The organism is Mesorhizobium australicum, from assembly GCF_900177325.1.
Classification (GTDB): domain Bacteria; phylum Pseudomonadota; class Alphaproteobacteria; order Rhizobiales; family Rhizobiaceae; genus Mesorhizobium_A; species Mesorhizobium_A australicum_A.
The window spans coordinates 2,518,088-2,536,782 of sequence record NZ_FXBL01000004.1; the positions used below are offsets into that span (position 1 = coordinate 2,518,088).

An 18,695-nucleotide genomic window follows, 5' to 3' on the forward strand; every position below is an offset into this window, starting at 1 on the left:
AAATGCGTCGGCGCCTGGTCGTCGCGCTCGTGCTGGTGGTGTTGGCGCCATTCGCGGGAGCGATCGTGCCGCGACCGCTGCTCACTTCGGCAGCGGCGGGCCGCGAAGCTCCGAGGCGCATCCTCGTGCTCTCCAACCCGATCCACACCGACATCGCGCTTCCTGCCGATCCGGACGTCATCGAGAGACTGGGCTTTCTCTCCTCTTCCGGGCTTCCCCTGTCGGATCCGGCCGTCAAATGGCTCGTCGTAGGATGGGGCGGTCGTTCCTTCTATCTTGAGACCCCGACCTGGTCTGATCTGAAGCCCGGCCCTGTGCTGCGCGCACTCACGGCGGACAGCTCGGCGATGCATGTCGCGATCGCGGGCGAGATCGACCAGACGATAGAGGGCGTCATCCCGATCGATCTGAGCGAGGCGGCGTTCGCTGACATGGTAAGCGCGTCCCTGGATGGTTTTGCGCGCGACGCGGACGGCGAACCCATCCTGATCGAGGGCCGCTCCTACGGCCCTTATGATCGCTTCTACGAAGGCATAGGCACCTTTAACGCCGTCGTCGGCTGCAACACCTGGACCGGCGCGGTGCTCAGGCGGGCGGGGCTTCGAACCGGTTGGTGGAATCCGTTGCCGCAGAGCCTCGCTTGGTCGCTGCGGACGTTCAACGATCTCCCAGGAATGGCGGCTACGGCGCGAGACGGGCGGCGTTGACGAGCTCGGTAAATGCACCGGCCGGAACGCCGAGGTCCGAGCGGCACCCCCCAAGCCCGCCAGTCACGATACGGTAGGCGACGCCGTTGTGCCACAGGCAGGCCCTGCGTATCGGTGGGACGTAATTGCGACAAGGCGAGTGGATCGTCGTGACGGTGAATTGCGGCCCGTCGGACCCCGCGTGCAGAGGCGTCAGGATCGCCTGGGGGAGAGACAGACCAGCAGGATCTGGCTCGCAGCCGGCGGCCGGCTTCGCCGAGACGGTGACGAAACCCCCGTGTCCGTCGCAGGTGGGCGGCAGGCAGAACAGCAGCCTGTGGCTCTCTCTCGGAACGAATTCCGTCGCCCGCCAGATCTCCGTCGAATAGGGGATTTCGAGATCGCGAAGCCTGACGGTGGCGATACGGGCCGGCGGAGCGGTCGCGCGACTTACGAGATAGTGCAGGGCGCCGCCGGCCCAGGACATTCGGCCGACCGTTTCGGGTCGCGTGGCAAAGCGGTATTCGCGGTCTTGCCAGTCGAGGCAGGCATAGACATAGGTCGGCGACTGCAGATCCGGTCCGTAGCGGCTCTCCGCCTTGACGAGACCGAAGCGCCCGGCGGGTACGATGTTGACGGGATGGCGGTCGGCGGCTGGAAACAACAGTTCCGCTGTGCGTCGAACGGCTTCCTCGCCGCATTCGCCGGACGCGTCACGCACGGAGAAGTCGAACACCGCGCCCCGGCAGTCGACCTGCAGACAGGTCACTGTCAGCCCTGTGCCCGCCAGTTCGAAGCGCCAGTTGAAGGGATCGTAGTAGAAGGTGAGATCGCCGATTCTCGCTTTGGCCGGCGGCGGATCCGCGTGCGATGGGGCAGTGCCAATCGCGAGACCAAGAAGTAGCAGGATTAGCGCAACCGGGACGCGCCACGAGAAGTTGCGTATGCCCATGTCCGACAGGTCTCCCAAGCCGGGATCAAGCCTGAGACTGGATTGTGACGCTCACTTGACGCGAAAATGGCGGATTCCCGCCGTGGTGAGGGAAAGATCGCGGACCTGCAGGCTGTCGGCTGATCGCTTCGACCGAGTGCCCCCGAACTTTTCTCAGCGGAAAGCCGAACGGACCGCGGAGGGCGGAGTGGCGTCCAGTGCCTTGTCCGCATCCCAGCCATAGAGCCAGTCGAGGTCGGCAGCGAGCTTTGCGGACGGCAACAGGCCGAGCACGAGATCGCGACCGAGGCCGATCGGACCGCCGGCATGCCAAGTGAAGGCGTTGAACGCGCCGCGCCGGGCAACCGCGGCGACGCGCGGGCGGCGGATTTTCTCGTAGCGTCGGAGTGCGGCGCCGATGTCGTCGGGTTGGTCGGCGACCGTTGCCGCGAGCACATAGGCGTCCTCGATCGCGGCGGCCGCACCTTGGGCCGCGAACGGCGTCATCGCATGCGCCGCGTCGCCGATCAGCACCGCGCCGCCGGGATTCGCCCAGGGGGAGCCCGGATCGACCGTGTGGATCGGCCAGACCGTCCAGGAAGCGATCGCCTGGAGGAAAGCTGTGAGCGATCCGGAGGCCCCCTGCAGGGCCGCGACAAGGGGCCGGGCGTCGCGCGACCGAGACCAGGACATGTCTGGGCTCGCGCCTCGCGTGAAGGCGGCGAGATTGATCGCGCTGCCGCCGCGGACCGGATAAGCGATCAGATGCGCGCGCGGGTGGAGAAAAGCACTGACGCTGTCGCGCCGCAGATGCTCCGACAGCATGGCGACAGCGTCGCCATCGGCGCGGACCGTCGCGCGCCACGCGATCCTACCCGAAAAGGCGCTAACGCCGGCGCTGCCGACGAGACGACGCAGGCCGGACCAGACGCCATCCGCCGCGACCAGCAGAAGCGCGTCAACCTCACGCAGGCCGCGCGCTTGTTCGACGGCGACCGTCACGCCCCGCGCATGGATCGCGGCGTCGGTGACGGGCGCGCCCGTGGCGATCTCCACGTCCGGCATGTGCGAGGCGACGGCGAGGAGGGCGGCATGGAGATCGGCCCGGTGGAGCACGAGATAAGGGCTTTTCCAGCGCGCCGTCGCCCGTTCGCCGAGCGGGACACGCGCGATCTCGCGCAGATCCGCCGCGCGCCGCAAGATGACAGCTTCCGGCCGGATGGAGGCGCCGCGCAGCCGGTCCAGCACGCCGAAGCGGGAGAGGATGCGCGTCGCGTTCGGCGAAAGCTGCAGCCCGGCGCCAACCTCCTGCAGCTCGGCCGCGCGCTCGAAGAGCCGTACCGCAAATCCTTTGGACGCGAAGGCGATCGCCGCGGTCAGGCCGGCGATGCCGCCGCCTGCGATGACGACCTGCCGCGAGCGCGGCGTCGCGCCGTGGGCCATTGCCGTGGGATCAGGCCGCGCGCGGCACGTAGAGGCAGCCGGCCGGGCTCGTTTCGGTCTCTTTCAGCGTCGGATCGAGCCGGTAGAGTGTCGAGCAGTAGGGGCAGACCTTCTCGACGTCGTCCCCCATGTCGAGGAAGACATGCGGATGATCGAAGGGCGGATTGGCGCCGACGCACATGAACTCGGTGACGCCGATTGCGATCGTCGGGTATCCGGCGTCGTTCTGGAAATGAGGGATGCCGTGGCCAGCCATCGCGATCTCCGTTCGGTTCCGAAAGCCTTTGGCGCAACTCTTTGCGCTTTGCAAGGCGCGTGCAATCAAAGTGTCGCAAATGCCTGTCAGGAAAGAACAAAGCCGTCTACTGTGTGGACGGCGCTGGAGAGGCACGCGTCAAAGGCAGGATGATGAACGAGATCACCGCGGTTTCACACGAATTCACAATCGCGCCGGAGGTGGCTGCGGCGACGGACGCCGGAGATCCCGACCGCTACGTCAATCGCGAATTCTCCTGGCTCCAGTTCAATCGCCGCGTGCTGGAGGAATCGCAGAACACCAGCCATCCGCTGCTGGAGCGGGTGCGCTTCCTGTCGATCTCGGCTGCCAACCTTGACGAGTTCTTCATGGTGCGCGTGGCTGGTCTCGCGGGGCAGGTCCGCGAGGGGATCACGACCAAGAGCGCGGACGGACGCACGCCCGAGCAGCAGCTCGAGCAGCTCTTGCGAGAGGTGAGCCGCCTGCAGCATGACCAGCAGGTGAGCCTTTCGCTGCTTTTCGGCCTGCTCGAAAACGCCCGCATCGAGGTGGTGCGCGGCGAAAACCTCAACAAGGAAGAGCGCGTCTGGCTTGAGACCCATTTCCTGGAGACGATCTTCCCGGTTCTGACACCGCTGTCGATCGATCCGGCGCATCCGTTCCCGTTCATCCCGAATCTCGGCTTCTCCATCGCGCTGCAGCTCAAGCACAAGCGCGAACCTGAGACGATGATCGCGCTCCTGCGCCTGCCCACGGCACTGCGCCGCTTCATCCGTCTGCCGGACTATCGCGATTGCGTCCGCTTCGTGCGGCTGGAGGACGCGGTGTCGATGTTCATCGGCCAGCTTTTCCCGGGCTACGAGGTGCAGGGGTCGGGGACGTTCCGCCTCATTCGTGATTCCGACATCGAGATCGAGGAAGAGGCAGAGGATCTCGTCCGCTTCTTCGAAAGCGCGCTGAAGCGCCGCCGCCGCGGCTCTGTGATCCGCATCGAGTTCGACCACGAGATGCCGGAGACACTGCGCGACTTCGTCTCGACGGAGCTCGGCGTGCCGGCGAACCGCGTATCGATCATCGATGGGCTGCTGGCGGTCAATCAGATCTCGGAGATCGTGTCGGTCGCCCGAGACGACCTGAAGTTCAAGCCGTACAATCCTCGCTTCCCCGAACGCATCCGCGAGCACGGCGGCGACTGCTTCGCGGCGATCCGCGAGAAGGACATCGTCGTTCACCATCCGTACGAATCCTTCGACGTCGTGGTGCAGTTCCTGCGCCAGGCGGCGTTCGATCCGGAAGTCGTCGCGATCAAGCAGACGCTCTACCGCACCTCGAACGACAGCCCGATCGTGCGGGCGCTGATCGACGCGGCTGAGGCCGGCAAGTCGGTGACGGCGTTGGTAGAGCTGAAGGCCCGCTTCGACGAGGAGGCAAACATCCGCTGGGCGCGCGACTTGGAGCGCGCCGGCGTGCAGGTCGTGTTCGGCTTCATGGAGCTCAAGACCCACGCCAAGATGTCGCTGGTGGTTCGCCGCGAGGACAACAAGCTGCGCAGCTACGTCCATCTCGGCACGGGCAACTACCACCCGATCACGGCGCGCATTTACACCGATCTGTCCTATTTCACCGTCGATCCGGCGATCGCGCGCGACGTGGCGCAGCTTTTCAACTTCATCACCGGTTATGCCGAGCCGGCCGAGGAGATGACCATCGCGGTCTCGCCGTTCACGCTGCGCAAGCGTATCCTCAAGCACATCGCCGACGAGATCGCGCATGCCAGGGCCGGCCGTCCGGCGCAGATCTGGATGAAAATGAACTCGCTGGTCGATCCGCAGGTGATCGACGCGCTCTACGAGGCGAGCCAGGCCGGTGTCGACATCGACCTAATCGTGCGCGGCATCTGCTGCCTGCGCCCGCAGGTGCCGGGCCTGTCGGACAACATCCGCGCCAAATCGATCATCGGCCGCTTCCTGGAGCACAGCCGAATCTACTGCTTCGGCAACGGCAAGGGCCTGCCGTCGGACGAGGCGATCATCTACATCGGCTCGGCCGACATGATGCCGCGCAACCTCGACCGGCGCGTCGAGCTGATCGTGCCGCTGACCAACCAGACTGTGCATGAACAGGTGCTCGGCCAGATCATGCTCGGAAACATCATGGACAACCAGCAAAGTTTCGAAGTATTGGCTGACGGCACCTCCCGGCGGGCCCTGCTCGAGGAGGGCGAGGAACCCTTCAACGCGCAGGAATATTTCATGACGAATCCGAGCCTGTCCGGCCGAGGTGACGCCCTGAAATCGCACGCTCCGAAGCGGATCGCGCAGCACAAGCGTCGCTCGAAGACGAAAGCGTCCGCGCCCGCATGATAGGCGCTTCCCAGGGGCGGTTGCAGGACCGCCGCCCGGTGTCGATCATCGACATCGGTTCGAACTCCATCCGCCTCGTCATCTATGAGGGGATCGCGCGCTCGCCGACGGTCCTTTTCAACGAAAAGATGCTCGCCGGCCTTGGCCGGGGGATCGTGTCGACCGGACGTCTCGATCCGGACGCGATGCTGCGCGCGATGGAGGAGTTCCGCCGGTTCCGAGCGCTTTCCGAACAGGCCGGTGCGGAGCAGCTCTACGTCATAGCCACGGCGGCCGCGCGCGAGGCCGTCAACGGGCCCGAATTCATCGAGCGCGCGGAAGGCATTCTCGGCGTCGACATCCGGGTGCTGACCGGCAAGGAAGAAGCCTATTACTCCGCCCTCGGCGTGATATCCGGTTTCCACCCCGCCGACGGCATCGCCGGCGACCTTGGCGGCGGCAGCCTCGAAGTGGTCGACGTCAAGGGCGAGGAGATCGGCGGTGGCATCACCCTGCCGCTCGGCGGCCTGCGGCTCGACGACATGTCGAAGGGCTCTATCGAGGCGGCGACCAAGATCATTCGCAACGAGCTGAAGAGGGCGGAGGTGCTGAAGAGCGGGGAGGGACGCACCTTCTACTGCGTCGGCGGCACCTGGCGAAACCTGGCCCGCCTGCACATGGCGGCGACGAACTATCCGCTCGCCGTGATGCACCACTACGAGATGAGCGTCGAGGGTTCGGCCAACTTCCTAAAACAGGTCGCGCGCGGCGAGATCGAGAAGATGAAGGGCATCGAGCGGGTCTCCAAGAGCCGCCGTGCCCTGCTTGCCTACGGCGCGGTCGTGTTACAGGAGATCATCCGGGTGATGAAGCCCGGCCGGATTGTCGTCTCGGCACTCGGCGTGCGCGAGGGCTTCCTCTATTCGCTGCTGTCTCCGAACGATCAGCGGACCGACCCGCTGATTTCGGCATCGGAAGAGCTGGCGCTGTTGCGGGCGCGCTCGGTGACTCATGCGCACGAGCTTGCGGAATGGACCGGCCATTCCTTCGCCGCCTTCGGCATTGACGAGACCGAGGACGAGGCGCGCTACCGCCGCGCGGCTTGCTTGCTCGCCGACATCGGCTGGCGTGCGCATCCCGAATATCGCGGCGTGCAGTCGCTCAACATCATCGCGCACGCCTCCTTCATCGGCGTCGACCATCCGGGCCGCGTCTTCATCGCGCTGACCAATCTCTACCGCCACGAGGGGCTGATAGACGATGGGGCTGCGCCCGAGATCATCCAGCTCGCTCCGCCGCGCTATGTCGAGCGAGCGCGGTTCCTCGGTGCCATGCTGCGCGTGGTCTACCTGCTGTCGGCCTCAATGCCGGGTATCATTCCGCGGCTGCGCTGGGAGAAAGGCGAGGACGGCTCGCTGACGCTGGTGGTGCCGAAGTCGCACGCCGACCTGATCGGCGAACGGCCGATGGGCCGGCTGGCGCAACTCGCCCGCATCACGAACAAGAGCCTGCGGATGGTCGCGGACGGTTGAGCGTCAGTCGCCGATCTCGAAGACGTTGATGCGCCGGTTCTGGAAGCGGATGCCGAGCTCGCCGCGGATCAGCCGCAGCGCCTTCTCGCCGAAGACTTCGCGCCGCCAGCCGCTCAATGCCTCGACCTCGGCCTTCTCGCCCTCGGCGGCGATGCGGTCGATGTCGTCGCCGCTGGCGATGATCTTGGGCGCGACACCTTCCTTCTCGGCGATGATGCGCAGCAGAACCTTGAGGATCTCGGCCGCCGCATTGGCGCCCTCGCTTGGCTGCGCCTGACGGGGAACCTTGGGTAGCTCCTCCTTCGGGATCGCGAGCGCCGCGTTGACAGCCGCCAGAAGAGCGGCTGCGCTCGACGAACGCTCCCAGCCCTTGGGCGTGGTGCGCAGCCGTCCGAGCGCGGTGGCGTCGCGCGGCTGCTGCTGGGCGATCTCGTAAATCGCGTCGTCCTTGAGCACGCGCCCGCGCGGCACGTTGCGCTCGCGTGCCTCGCGTTCGCGCCAGGCGGCGACGTGCTGCAGCACGGCGAGCTCGATCGGCTTGCGCACGCGCATCTTCAGTCGTGTCCAGGCGTTTTCCGGATGCAGGTCATAGGTGTCGCGCGACGTCAGCACGTCCATCTCTTCCTTGACCCAGTTCGAACGCTGGCGAGAGTCGAGCCGGCTCTGCAGGTCAAGATAGACGTCGCGCAGCCAGGTAACGTCGGCCAGCGCATATTCGAGCTGCTTGTCGGACAGCGGCCTGTGGCGCCAATCGGTGAAGCGCGAGGACTTGTCGAGCTGCGTGCCGGTGATGCGCTGCACAAGCTGGTCGTAGGAGACGCTGTCGCCAAAGCCGCAGACCATGGCCGCGATCTGCGTGTCGAAGACCGGATGCGGGATCAGGTCGCCGAGGTGGAAGATGATTTCTATGTCCTGGCGCGCCGCATGGAAGACCTTCAGCACCTTCTCGTCCGACATCAGCTCGAAGAACGGCTTGAGGTCGATCCCGGGCGCCAGCGGGTCGATCAGCGCTGTGGTGTCTGGCGAGGCGATCTGGATGAGGCAGAGTTCAGGCCAGAAGGTCGTCTCGCGGATGAATTCGGTGTCGACGGTGACGAACTCGGACTTCGCCAGCTGCGCGATGGCGGTTTCGAGTTCGCTCTGCTTGGTGATGAGATGCATGGACAGGCTCTGGAAGGACGGTACCCGTCCTTTCAGCCCGAGGCCGTTTCGTCAAGCATGGCGGTCAGTCCTCGTCCCTTTTGCGCCGCTGCGGCCGGCCGGCAAGGCGCGCGAAGATGGTCGAGGTGCGCAGCAGCGCGATGAAGCGGCCGCGGCGCTCGGCCGGCACGCCAGACCTGGCCTGCATGCGGTAGAGCACGATGAAAATGAAGACCAGATAGACCGAGGCGTTGAACATGAAGAGCGCGTTCGGCCCGAAGCTCTCCATCGTCCAGGAGGCGGCGACCGGACCGCCGATGGCGCCGACGGAGTAGAACAGCATCAGCGCCGCGTTGAGCATCACATATTCCGACGGGCCGGCGCGGTCGTTGGCATGGGCGGCGCAGAGCGAGAACATCGGCATGGCGAACGAGCCGAAGACGAAGACGTAGACGAAGTTCGCCAATGGCGTCGTTCCGGCGAGGAATGCGAGCGCCAGCGCCGCGACCATTGCGCCCGCAGAGGTCGTCAGGATGACCGATCGGCGGTCCCAGCGGTCGGAAAGATAGCCGAGCGGATACTGGACCAGCGCGCCGCCGATGATGCCGGCGCTGACGAAAGTGACAACGTCTGCCACCGACATGCCGATCTGCTCGGCATAAACCGGGGACAGCGTTCGGAAGGAGCTGTTGGTAACGCCCACCGCAATGCAGCCAATCGCGGCGAGCGGCGAGATCGCCCATGACCGCCGGAGATCGAGCTTCACGTTCTCCGGCGGCTTGGGGTTGGAGCGGTCGCCAAGGCAGACGGGCACCAGCGACAAGGTTGTCATGATCGACATCAGCGCGAAGATCGCGAATCCCTCGATGCCGATCACCGGGATCAGGAACTGCGCGCCGGTGACCGAGCCGATGTCGACGACCCGATAGATCGCCAGCACGCGGGCCCGGTTCTCGTTCGACACGCCGGCATGCAGCCAGGCCTCCATCACCGTAAACAGGCCGGCGAAGGCGAAGCCGTTGACGAAGCGTACGCCCGCCCAGACGAACGGATTGATGAACAGGATGAGAACCAGGGCGCCAACCGATGCGATCGCGGCCAGCGTGGCGAAGGAGCGCACGTGGCCGATCTCCTTCATCATCGGCGTGATCGTGAAGCAGCCGATGAGGAAGCCTGCGAAATAGGTCGTGCCGATGAAGCCGATCGTGGCGGGCGAAAAACCCTCTTGCGCTCCGCGCAGCGCGATCAGCGTGCCTTGCAGCCCGTTGCCGCCGAGCAGAATGCCGGCGGCGAGCAGAAGCGGGATCAGGGGCCGGATGGAGGACAAGGCGACTCGCGGTGACGTAACGTCCCTCTATAGGTTGCGTAGCATCGGCAGGCCATGCTCAGCGGCGGCCGGGACATGGTCCAGAAGCGTCGTCGCAGCCGCTATTTCAGTTGGGTGCGAGAGAGCTGCTGCACCGCATCGAGCGCAAGGCCCGGTTCGGCGAACCAATTGCGCCCGGCGAGATAGTTGCGTGTGCGCTCGTTGAGGCCGCCCTTGGTTTCATGCTCGCCAGCCAGCTCGGCCAGCGTCTTCGGCGAACGCAGCGCCGTCTCCGAGAGGCCGGAGAAGATGGAGCGGGTATAGAGATTGGCAGCCTCCGGCGCGACGCCGCGGCCCTCGAGCCATCCCGCCAGCGCGGCCTGGAGGTCGAGGAACGAAGACATGAAGCCGCTGACGCCGCCCATGGCGACGAGATCCGCTTCCGTCGCCGGCACGACGACATCCCCCATCCCTTCGATCAGGTCGAGGATTTCAGGTACGCGCGGATAATGGATCACCGGTCCTTTGCGTATGGCGATGGCAGGCAGCGGCAGCACCCGGCAGACGGTCGCGGTGGGCGCGATCGCTTCGAGTTCCGGAACCGGCAGGCCGGTCACGAAGGAGCAGACGATCTGGCCGGGACGGAATTCGATCCCGCGCAGGGCTTCCTCGACCTGAGCCGGGCGGATCGCCAAAAAGACGATGTCGCTGTCGCGAGTTACCTCCGCATTCGAGGCCGCACGGCTGACCGTCTCGAAGCGCGCTGCAAGCGCTTCGGACAGGTGCTCGGACCTGGGCGAGACCAGGATCGGGTTGCGATGGCCGCCGGCAACCAACCCTTCGATAAACGCCGCGGTGATCGCGCCCGTCCCGATGAAACCGAGCGTCTTCATGCGCGTGCCTCCGCGCCGGTCAGGCTGGAGAGGGGGCGATGGTAACGTTCGATCTTCGGGAAGATATTATGAGGTTCAGTAAGAACGATGCCTTTGAAAACCTGGGCAAGCGCCATTCTACGCTCTCTCTCATCAATCGTATTGCCGTGATGAAGTCCCAGCGGGGCCTATCACATAGGGCAGGGCATGCCCAGTTTATCCCTTGCTCGTCGGTGTCGTTCCGAAGGCGCGAGACCCGGGTTCCGTGGTGAGAGGCCGGGGGCTCATACGCATGGCGGGAATAGTTGGTCATCGTCCGGTTCCAACTGTTGCTCGCTTGTCTCCTTCGCGGCGGGTGCAGTCCGCCCCGAAGCGGCTTCGGCTTGACAAAATGCGCCTTTGATGCGCTTTTCCCGCGACTTTTCGGGCCGCTTCGGCGGGTCCGAGCCTCATTTCCTGGACTGGATTTTCGCCATGCATCGCTACCGCAGCCACACCTGCGCCGCCCTCCGCAAGTCGGATGTCGGCGGCAATGTCCGCCTTTCGGGCTGGGTGCATCGCGTACGTGATCATGGTGGGCTGCTGTTCATCGACCTGCGCGACCATTACGGCATGACGCAGATCGTCGCCGATCCGGATTCGCCGGCCTTCAAGACGGCCGAGACCGTGCGCGGCGAATGGGTAATCCGCGTCGACGGCGAGGTGAAGGCCCGCGCCGACGAGGTGGTGAACAAGAATCTGCCAACCGGCGAGATCGAAGTGTTCGCACGTGAGATCGAGGTCCTTTCGGCCGCGAAGGAATTGCCGCTGCCGGTGTTCGGCGAGCCGGACTATCCGGAGGACATCCGTCTCAAGTATCGCTTCCTCGACCTGCGCCGCGACACGCTGCACCGGAACATCGTGCAGCGCACCAAGATCATCGCCGAGATGCGCAAGCGTATGGGTGAGGCGGGCTTCACCGAGTATTCGACGCCGATCCTTACTGCTTCGTCGCCGGAAGGCGCGCGCGACTTCCTCGTGCCGAGCCGCATCCATCCCGGCACCTTCTATGCGCTGCCGCAGGCGCCGCAGCAGTATAAGCAGCTGATCATGATGAGCGGCTTCGACCGCTACTTCCAGATCGCACCCTGCTTCCGCGATGAGGACCCGCGCGCCGACCGGCTGCCGGGCGAGTTCTACCAGCTCGACCTGGAGATGAGCTTCGTCACCCAAGACGACGTGTTCGAGACGATGGAGCCGGTCATGCGCGGGGTCTTCGAGACCTTCGCCGACGGCAAGCCGGTGACGCAGAAATTCCGCCGCATCGCCTATGACGAGGCAATGCGCAAATACGGCTCCGACAAGCCGGACCTGCGCAACCCGATCGAGATGCAGGACGTGTCAGAGCATTTTCGCGGCTCGGGCTTCAAGGTGTTCGCCGGCATACTTGCCAACGACCCGAGGGCGCAGGTCTGGGCGATCCCGGCCAAGACCGGCGGCAGCAGAGCCTTCTGCGATCGCATGAACTCCTGGGCGCAGCAGGAGGGTCAGCCGGGGCTCGGCTATATCTTCTGGCGCAAGGAAGGCGACAAGCTGGAAGGCGCCGGTCCGATCGCCAAGAACATCGGCGAGGAACGAACGGATGCCATTCGCACCCAGCTCGGGCTGGAAGATGGCGACGCGGCCTTCTTCGTCGCCGGCGATCCTTCGAAGTTCGTCAAGTTCGCTGGCGCCGCTCGCACCCGGGCCGGCGAGGAACTGAACCTTGTCGACCGCGACCGCTTCGAACTCTGCTGGATCGTAGATTTTCCGTTTTTCGAGTGGAACGAGGACGAGAAGAAGATCGACTTCGCCCACAACCCGTTCTCGATGCCGCAGGGTGGTATCGACGCGCTGAACGGCTCCGAGCCGCTCGGGATCAAGGCGTTCCAGTACGACATGGTCTGCAACGGCTACGAGATCGCGTCCGGCGGTATCCGCAACCACCTGCCGGAGACGATGGTCAAGGCATTCGAGATGGTCGGCCTGTCACGGGAGACCGTCGAGGAGCGCTTCGGCGGTCTGTACCGCGCCTTCCAGTATGGCGCGCCGCCGCATGGCGGCATGGCGGCCGGCGTCGACCGCGTCGTGATGCTGCTCGTGGGGGCGACGAACCTGCGCGAGATCACCATGTTCCCGATGAACCAGCAGGCCTACGACCTGTTGATGAACGCGCCGTCCGAGGTTTCGCCTGGCCAGCTCAACGAGCTCGGCCTGCGGGTGATGCCCAAGAAGAAGGACTGAGGCCAGGGCCTCTCTCCCGGATGTCGGGAGAGAGCTTGCTCAGGATGCATCGCGCCGGATCGGGTCGGTGAGCAGCCTGAGCCCGTTCAGCACCACGAGCACGGTGCCGCCCTCGTGGCCGATCACGGCGATCGGCAGCGGAAGCTCGAAGAACAGGGCGCCGGTGACGAGCACTGCCATAGCGCCCATGGCGAAGGTCAGGTTCTGGCGGATGATGCGCGCAGCGCGGCGGGCGAGCCGGTGGGCGTCGGCCAGCCGCTCCATGTCCTCGGCGAGCAATGCCACGTCGGCCGCCTGCAGTGCCACGTCCGAGCCGGCCGCGCCCATGGCGATACCGACATCGGCACGGGCAAGGGCGGCGGCGTCGTTGACGCCATCGCCGACGAAGGCGACCTTGCCGGAAGCCGAAAGCTGCGCGACCTCGCTTACCTTGTGCTCGGGCAGCATCTCGGCGTGGATTTCCTCCGGCCTAAAGCCGAGTTCGGCACCGATCCGCAGCGCAACCGGGCGCCTGTCGCCGGTCATCATCACGATCGTCCGCACGCCGTCACTGCGCAGCGCATCCACGGCCGCGCGCGAGCTGTCGCGCACCTCGTCGGCGATGGTGACAGCTCCCAACGTGGTCGCACCGCGCCCGACATAGATCACGGTCTGCGTGCCGTCGGCGAGCGCCTGCAGGGCGGGATAGCCGATGCTCGCTCCCATGCGCTCCACCATCCGAGGATTGCCGGCCCATACCTTTTGGTCGTCGTAGCAACCGACAATACCGGCGCTCGGATGCGTCGTGACGTCGGCGACAGGCACGGGGTCGAGCCCTCGTTCGGCGAGATCGCGGCGCAGGGCCGCGGCGATGTGATGTTCGGACTGCGCTTCCAGCCCGCCCAGCAGGCGCAGGAATTCCTCCTGAGAGCCGTCCAGCGCGACCACGCCGGTAACGGCGGCGCGACCCGTGGTCAGCGTGCCGGTCTTGTCGAAGGCGAAGGTGTCAACGGCCGCGAGTGTTTCCAGCGCGGCGCCGCCCTTGAACAGCACGCCGCCGCGCGCGGCGGCCGACAGCGCGGACAGGATCGCGGCGGGCACCGAGATGACGATCGCGCAGGGGCTTGCTGCAACCAGCAGCGTCGCGGCGCGGTAGAGCGCGTCGTAGCGGCCGTAACCCAGCCAGAGGAACGTCAGGAAGGCGAGGATGGAGCCGACGAGCACCGCTACCGTGTAGCGCTGTCCGAACCAGGCGCTAAAGCGCTCGGACGGCGCCTTGGCCGCCTGCGCCTCCGTCACAAGTGCGATCATGCGCGCGACCGTGCTGTCGGCGATGGTCTTCGCCACGGTGACATCGAGCACGCCGTCGAGATTGACCGTCGCCTCGAACACCTGCGCCCCAGCCTGCTTGGCCACCGGCATGGATTCGCCGGTGATGTTGGATTCGTCCAGCGTGCCGCGGCCCGCGAGGATGACGCCGTCCGCGGGGACCCGAGCGCCGGGACGCAGCACCACCACGTCGCCGACGGCGAGCGCCTCCGACGGAATCTCTTCTACCGTGCCGTCCGGGTGCTTGCGCAGCGCCGTCTCCGGACGCAGCGCCATCAGCGCCTCGATTGCGCGCCTCGCGCGCCCGAGCGCTCGTTCCTCAAGCGTCGAGGAAATGCTGAACAGCGTCAGGAGCACGGCGCCTTCAAGCGGTGCGCCGACGACCGCCGCGGCGACGGCCGCGACGACCATCAAAAGGTCGATATCGAGGACGCGCTCACGGACCAGCTCGACCAAGGCGCGCCATGCGGACGGAATGCCACCGGCTGCAAAGGCGAGGGCGCATCCTGCCATCAGAAGCACCTCGCCGGTTTCACCAGCGACAAGCCATTCTCCCGCCATCGCGACCAGAAGGCCAAGCACCGTCAGAGCTGTCAGCCAGGCCGAAAGATCCTTGAGAATCTGGCTTTGCACGTCGCCTGCCTCCTGGGTTGGCGTGTCGGGACCGCGACACTAGGCAGTCCGGCGCGCACAAGCCAGCCTGCGCGGGCGCGGCAGCCGGCCGCGCCAAGGTATGGCGCTGGCGCGAGCGCAGTGAAGGGCGTAATCGGGGCAGGGGAGGCCCGACCGTGCTTGCAATGTTCAGTGCCGATACGACGATCGCGAGGCTGGCGCTTGCGCTTGCCATCGGCCTGCTCGTCGGGCTGGAGCGCGGCTGGCGTGAGCGCGAGGAGCCCGCCGGTAGCCGCACGGCCGGTATTCGCACCTATGGGGCGAGTGGTCTGCTGGGTGGGGCCATGGCTGCGCTCGCCTCTGCACTCTCCGCACCATCGATCCTCGTTGCAGGATTCATCGGCTTCGGCGCGATCTTCGGCTGGTTCAAATACAAGGAAGGTCAGCACGATCACAATTTCAGCGTCACCGGCGTCGTCGCGGCACTTCTTGTCTTTGTGCTCGGTGCGCTCGCAGTCGTTGGCGACTATCGCGTTGCGGCGGCCGGCGGCGCGATTCTTGCCGGGTTGCTGGCGAGCCGCGAGACGCTGCATGGCGCGTTGAAGAAGCTCACCTGGCTGGAACTGCGCTCGGCGATCGTGCTCGCGGTGATGACCGCCGTCATCCTGCCTGTGCTGCCCGACCGCGCTGTCGATCCTTGGGGCGGGTTCAATCCGTGGGAAGTCTGGTTCTTCACGGTACTGACGGCGGCGATCTCCTTCATGGGCTACGTCGCCGTGCGCCTGCTCGGATCGGCGCGCGGCCTGTTGGTGAGCGGGCTCGCCGGCGCCGTAGTCTCCTCGACCGCCGTAACCGTCGCGATGGCCCGGACCGCGAGGAGCGCGGCAAGCGCCAGGCCCCTCGTCGGCGCGTCCTGCCTCGCGGCAATGATCTCGATCCTGCGGGTGGGCGGCATCGTGACCATCGTCGAGCCGCGCGTGCTGGCCGCGATGCTGCCGGAGGCCGTCGCCGCCGCTGCCTGCTTCGCAGCCTTCGGCTTGGTCTTCCTCTTCCGCGGCAATGGCGATGCGGCACCTGCCGAGACACCGAAGAACCCGTTCGACCTGACGGCGCTGCTGCTGTTCGCGCTCCTGTTCGCCGTGGTCTCGACCGCGAGCGCGGCCGTGGTCGGACAGTTCGGTTCCAGCAGCCTCGTTGCGACGTCGGCGCTGTCGGGAACGTTCGATGTTGACGTGTCGGTGCTAAGCGCGCTGCGGCTTCTCGACCAGGGGATCACGTCCGCGACGATCGGCCAGGCGGTGCTGGCCGCCCTCGCGGCCAATGCGATGGCCAGGCTGGGCCTCGCGGTCGCCGCCGGACCGGTCTCCTTCTGGCTTCCCTATCTGGTCGCGACGCTCGTTGCGGCGGCCGCCGGCTTCGCGGTCTATCTCGCGCCAATCGACGGCTTGTTGTCGTTTTCTTCCTGACAGGCAGCCGGATCAGGCGTCGCCAGCCGAAGCATCCAGCCTGTCGCGCAGGTTGAGCAGTTCGGCCCGCAGACGGTCCGCTGTCTCACGGGTGAGGCCGGTGCCCGTCGCGACGCTGAGCGGGATCGACATCGCTTTCTCGCGCAGCGCGCGGCCTTCGGGGGTCAGCAGGATGCGCACCTGCCGCTCGTCGTCCTCGTCGCGCCGGCGCTTCACCAGCCCGCGCGCCTCGAGCCGCTTGAGCAGCGGCGTGATCGTACCCGAGTCGAGGAAGAGGCGGCTGCCAAGCGTATTGACGGTGATGTCGTCGCCCTCCCACAGCACGATCAGCACGAGATATTGCGGATAGGTGAGGCTGAGCGCGTCGAGCCGGGGCTTATAGAAGCGCGTGAAGGCATGGCCGGTCGCGTAAATGGCGAAGCACAGCATGGAATCGAGCCGGATCGGTTCGGTGCTCATGGAAAACTCCCTCACGTCGTCGTGAAGCATATAGCGCAAAAATAGATTGTGCACAATTTAATTGTGCGATATTGATGTGACGTCACCAAGGAGAACGACAATGATCAAGCAAGCCCTCTACACTGCCCATGCCAGCACCACCGGCGGACGCACCGGAACCAGCGCGACCGATGACGGCCGCCTCTCCATCACGCTCGACACGCCAAAGGCACTGGGCGGCAATGATGGTCCGGGCACCAATCCCGAACAGCTTTTCGCGGCCGGATACTCCGCCTGCTTCCTCGGCGCCCTCAAGGCGGTCGGGCGTGGCGAGAAGGTGAAGATCCCGGACGATACCACCATCGACGCATCTGTGAGCATCGGCGAGCGGACCGAGGGTCCGGGCTACGGCATAGCGGTTGCCATGACGGTCACATTGCCGGGCTTCGAGCACGACAAGGCGGTCGAACTGGTCGCAAAGGCTCACCAGGTCTGCCCGTATTCCAACGCGACGCGCGGCAATGTCGACGTCGAGTTCACTGTGGCGTAACGGGCGAAGGCGGACGAGCAGTCGGCATAGGCCGCTGCTCGTCGCCCGCTCCGCCCGGCGCCCTTCCCCAAGGTGGGGAGGGGCCGCCGTTCGTCTTCTCTCCTCGGGGAGATGGTGGCCGCGAAGCGGCCGGATGAGGGTGCCTTCGCGGTTGCGCCGCGCAGGCGGACTGACGTCTATTCTTCCTCGGCGTCTTCGTTGGCCGTAACGGTGATGCCGAGCTCGTCGGGAATGTTCTGCGGCGCCGACATCGCGCTCATGCCGACCGACATGAACGGCACCGGCTGGGCGGGGTCGGCGCTGATCTCGATACTTTTCGGATCCTGGATGAACTTCGCCACCTCGCCTGCTATCTGCTTGGCGAACTCCGGCTTCACATACTGACCGATAGCAGCCGGAATCATCGCCTCCGCCATCTTGGCGAGATCTGTCCTTTTCATCTGCTGCATGCCGCCGGCGAGATCGAGCGCGCGACCTGCGAGCGTGTTGTCGTCGTAGCGGATCGAGGCGCCGCCGAAGGAGAGCTGCTGCATGAGGCCCATCGCCGCCATGCTGGCGGAGGCCTTCTGCTCCTCGGTTGCGTTGGCGAGGTTCTTCTGCATCTCGCGGGCGGCCTTGAGGAACTCCTCGGTGTAGCCGGAGACATCGATCGTGAAACCGATCGTGCCGGCGTTGTCGACCGTGAAGTCCATCTGTTCAAGCGACATGTTGCCGTCGTCGAGCGTCCAGGATCCCGCCATCTCGAACGTGCCCTTGGGCTGGGTGAGGCCGAGCGCTGTGAGCATGGCCAGCGTCTGCGGATCGCCAGTGCCGCTCAAATCGGCGCTGAACGCGTCGGCCGTACCCGTGAACTCGTAGGACCTGCCGTCGTCGGCGCGCTCCAGCGAATAATTGAGACCCGACATGGTGAAGAGCTGCTTGCCGTCCTTTTCGACCTTGACCGAGTCGACATCGAGCGAATCGAAAAAGCCCGACTGGCTGACGATGTCGGTCGAGGTGGGCGATGGCAGCACCGCGCCCGAGATCGACAGGCCGTCGAGCGTCACGGTGGCTCCTTCACTGACCGTCGAATAGGTCGGCATGGACAATGTTTCGACGACGTAGTCGCCATTGTCGGCCTCCTCGACGCCTTCGAAGGTGATATCGCCCAGATTGGCCGGCGGGATCTCGGCGTTGCCCTTCACAGTCGCACCCCGCATCACGATCGCACCGCCCGTCTCTTCGACGGACGACCACGACAGCGTCGCGCCCTGGCCGGCGACCAGTTCCTTGAACCGGTTGGCGACATCCTGCGGTTCAACCGCCTGCGCGGCCGAAAGTGCCGTAAGGGAAACCGAGGAAGCCAGAAGGAACGTGGCAAACGACCGGGCAAGCATGGAAAACCTCCGTGATGGCTCGCAGACAGGATGGTCGAGCCGGATAGGGACGCGGGACAGTCGCGGCGGAGCGGGTCGAAATTGTGGCGCGCCGCTCCCGCAGCAGGCCCTGACGAAGCGGAACTCATAATCGCACCGCCCCGTCTTTGTCGAGAGCGGGTCTTGAAGCGAATCA

At 65.7% G+C, this 18,695-nt stretch carries 15 protein-coding genes; 6 read left to right on the forward strand and 9 right to left on the reverse strand.

From position 1 onward, the window contains the following. Positions 1 to 2 precede the first annotated feature (2 nt). Complete coding sequence (locus tag B9Z03_RS14855) at positions 3 to 707, forward strand: TIGR02117 family protein (protein ID WP_085464922.1); 705 nt, start codon at positions 3 to 5, stop codon at positions 705 to 707. On the opposite strand, the gene B9Z03_RS14860 is transcribed toward B9Z03_RS14855, so the two are convergent. From B9Z03_RS14860 to B9Z03_RS14870, 3 genes are all read right to left on the reverse strand, one after another. Continuing rightward, entirely contained in the window at positions 682 to 1,638 is a 957-nt protein-coding gene (locus B9Z03_RS14860) for a hypothetical protein (protein WP_085464923.1), read from the reverse strand. The genes B9Z03_RS14855 and B9Z03_RS14860 overlap by 26 nt on opposite strands. Before the next feature lie 153 nt (positions 1,639 to 1,791). Beyond that, a complete protein-coding gene (locus tag B9Z03_RS14865) occupies positions 1,792 to 3,060 on the reverse strand; it encodes an FAD-dependent monooxygenase (RefSeq protein WP_085464924.1) in 1,269 nt (422 codons plus the stop codon). Between the two features lie 10 nt (positions 3,061 to 3,070). Continuing rightward, a complete protein-coding gene (locus tag B9Z03_RS14870; protein ID WP_085464925.1) occupies positions 3,071 to 3,316 on the reverse strand; it encodes a zinc-finger domain-containing protein in 246 nt (81 codons plus the stop codon). A 152-nt stretch (positions 3,317 to 3,468) separates the two neighbouring features. Here B9Z03_RS14870 and B9Z03_RS14875 point away from each other — a divergent pair, with 152 nt between their 5' ends. Both B9Z03_RS14875 and ppx read left to right on the forward strand, forming a co-directional pair. Then, positions 3,469 to 5,679 carry an RNA degradosome polyphosphate kinase gene (locus tag B9Z03_RS14875; RefSeq protein ID WP_085467669.1) on the forward strand — a complete coding sequence of 737 codons (2,211 nt, stop codon included), beginning with the start codon at positions 3,469 to 3,471 and terminating at the stop codon, positions 5,677 to 5,679. Continuing rightward, positions 5,676 to 7,190, forward strand: coding sequence for an exopolyphosphatase (gene ppx / locus B9Z03_RS14880; RefSeq protein WP_085464926.1), 1,515 nt, complete (start codon positions 5,676 to 5,678; stop codon positions 7,188 to 7,190). Before B9Z03_RS14875 ends, ppx begins: the two co-directional genes overlap by 4 nt. Positions 7,191 to 7,193: 3 nt before the next feature. On the opposite strand, the gene rnd is transcribed toward ppx, so the two are convergent. The 3 genes from rnd to B9Z03_RS14895 all read right to left on the reverse strand — a co-directional run bounded on the left by rnd (position 7,194) and on the right by B9Z03_RS14895 (position 10,529). Then, a complete protein-coding gene (gene rnd / locus B9Z03_RS14885) occupies positions 7,194 to 8,351 on the reverse strand; it encodes a ribonuclease D (protein WP_085464927.1) in 1,158 nt (385 codons plus the stop codon). A 64-nt stretch (positions 8,352 to 8,415) separates the two neighbouring features. Beyond that, the gene (locus B9Z03_RS14890) at positions 8,416 to 9,657 is read right to left on the reverse strand and encodes an MFS transporter (RefSeq protein WP_085464928.1); all 1,242 of its coding nucleotides are present in this window, start codon (positions 9,655 to 9,657) and stop codon (positions 8,416 to 8,418) included. Between the two features lie 101 nt (positions 9,658 to 9,758). Continuing rightward, positions 9,759 to 10,529: an NAD(P)-binding domain-containing protein gene (locus tag B9Z03_RS14895; RefSeq protein ID WP_085464929.1), complete on the reverse strand. Its 771-nt coding sequence runs from the start codon at positions 10,527 to 10,529 to the stop codon at positions 9,759 to 9,761. Between the two features lie 453 nt (positions 10,530 to 10,982). On the opposite strand from B9Z03_RS14895, the gene aspS reads away from it, so the two are divergent. Next, positions 10,983 to 12,770 (forward strand): aspartate--tRNA ligase, encoded by a 1,788-nt coding sequence (gene aspS / locus B9Z03_RS14905; protein ID WP_085467670.1) that lies wholly within the window; start codon positions 10,983 to 10,985, stop codon positions 12,768 to 12,770. 39 nt (positions 12,771 to 12,809) lie between these two features. On the opposite strand, the gene B9Z03_RS14910 is transcribed toward aspS, so the two are convergent. After that, positions 12,810 to 14,639: a heavy metal translocating P-type ATPase gene (locus B9Z03_RS14910; protein WP_085467671.1), complete on the reverse strand. Its 1,830-nt coding sequence runs from the start codon at positions 14,637 to 14,639 to the stop codon at positions 12,810 to 12,812. 236 nt (positions 14,640 to 14,875) lie between these two features. Here B9Z03_RS14910 and B9Z03_RS14915 point away from each other — a divergent pair, with 236 nt between their 5' ends. Then, entirely contained in the window at positions 14,876 to 16,156 is a 1,281-nt protein-coding gene (locus B9Z03_RS14915) for an MgtC/SapB family protein (protein WP_085464931.1), read from the forward strand. A 12-nt stretch (positions 16,157 to 16,168) separates the two neighbouring features. On the opposite strand, the gene B9Z03_RS14920 is transcribed toward B9Z03_RS14915, so the two are convergent. Next, positions 16,169 to 16,615 carry a MarR family winged helix-turn-helix transcriptional regulator gene (locus tag B9Z03_RS14920; RefSeq protein ID WP_210191373.1) on the reverse strand — a complete coding sequence of 149 codons (447 nt, stop codon included), beginning with the start codon at positions 16,613 to 16,615 and terminating at the stop codon, positions 16,169 to 16,171. A gap of 100 nt (positions 16,616 to 16,715) precedes the next feature. Here B9Z03_RS14920 and B9Z03_RS14925 point away from each other — a divergent pair, with 100 nt between their 5' ends. Beyond that, a complete protein-coding gene (locus B9Z03_RS14925; RefSeq protein WP_085464932.1) occupies positions 16,716 to 17,144 on the forward strand; it encodes an organic hydroperoxide resistance protein in 429 nt (142 codons plus the stop codon). Positions 17,145 to 17,320: 176 nt separating this feature from the next. Here the strand turns inward: B9Z03_RS14925 and B9Z03_RS14930 are convergent, their stop codons facing one another. After that, complete coding sequence (locus B9Z03_RS14930) at positions 17,321 to 18,520, reverse strand: AsmA family protein (RefSeq protein ID WP_085464933.1); 1,200 nt, start codon at positions 18,518 to 18,520, stop codon at positions 17,321 to 17,323. Positions 18,521 to 18,695 lie beyond the last annotated feature (175 nt).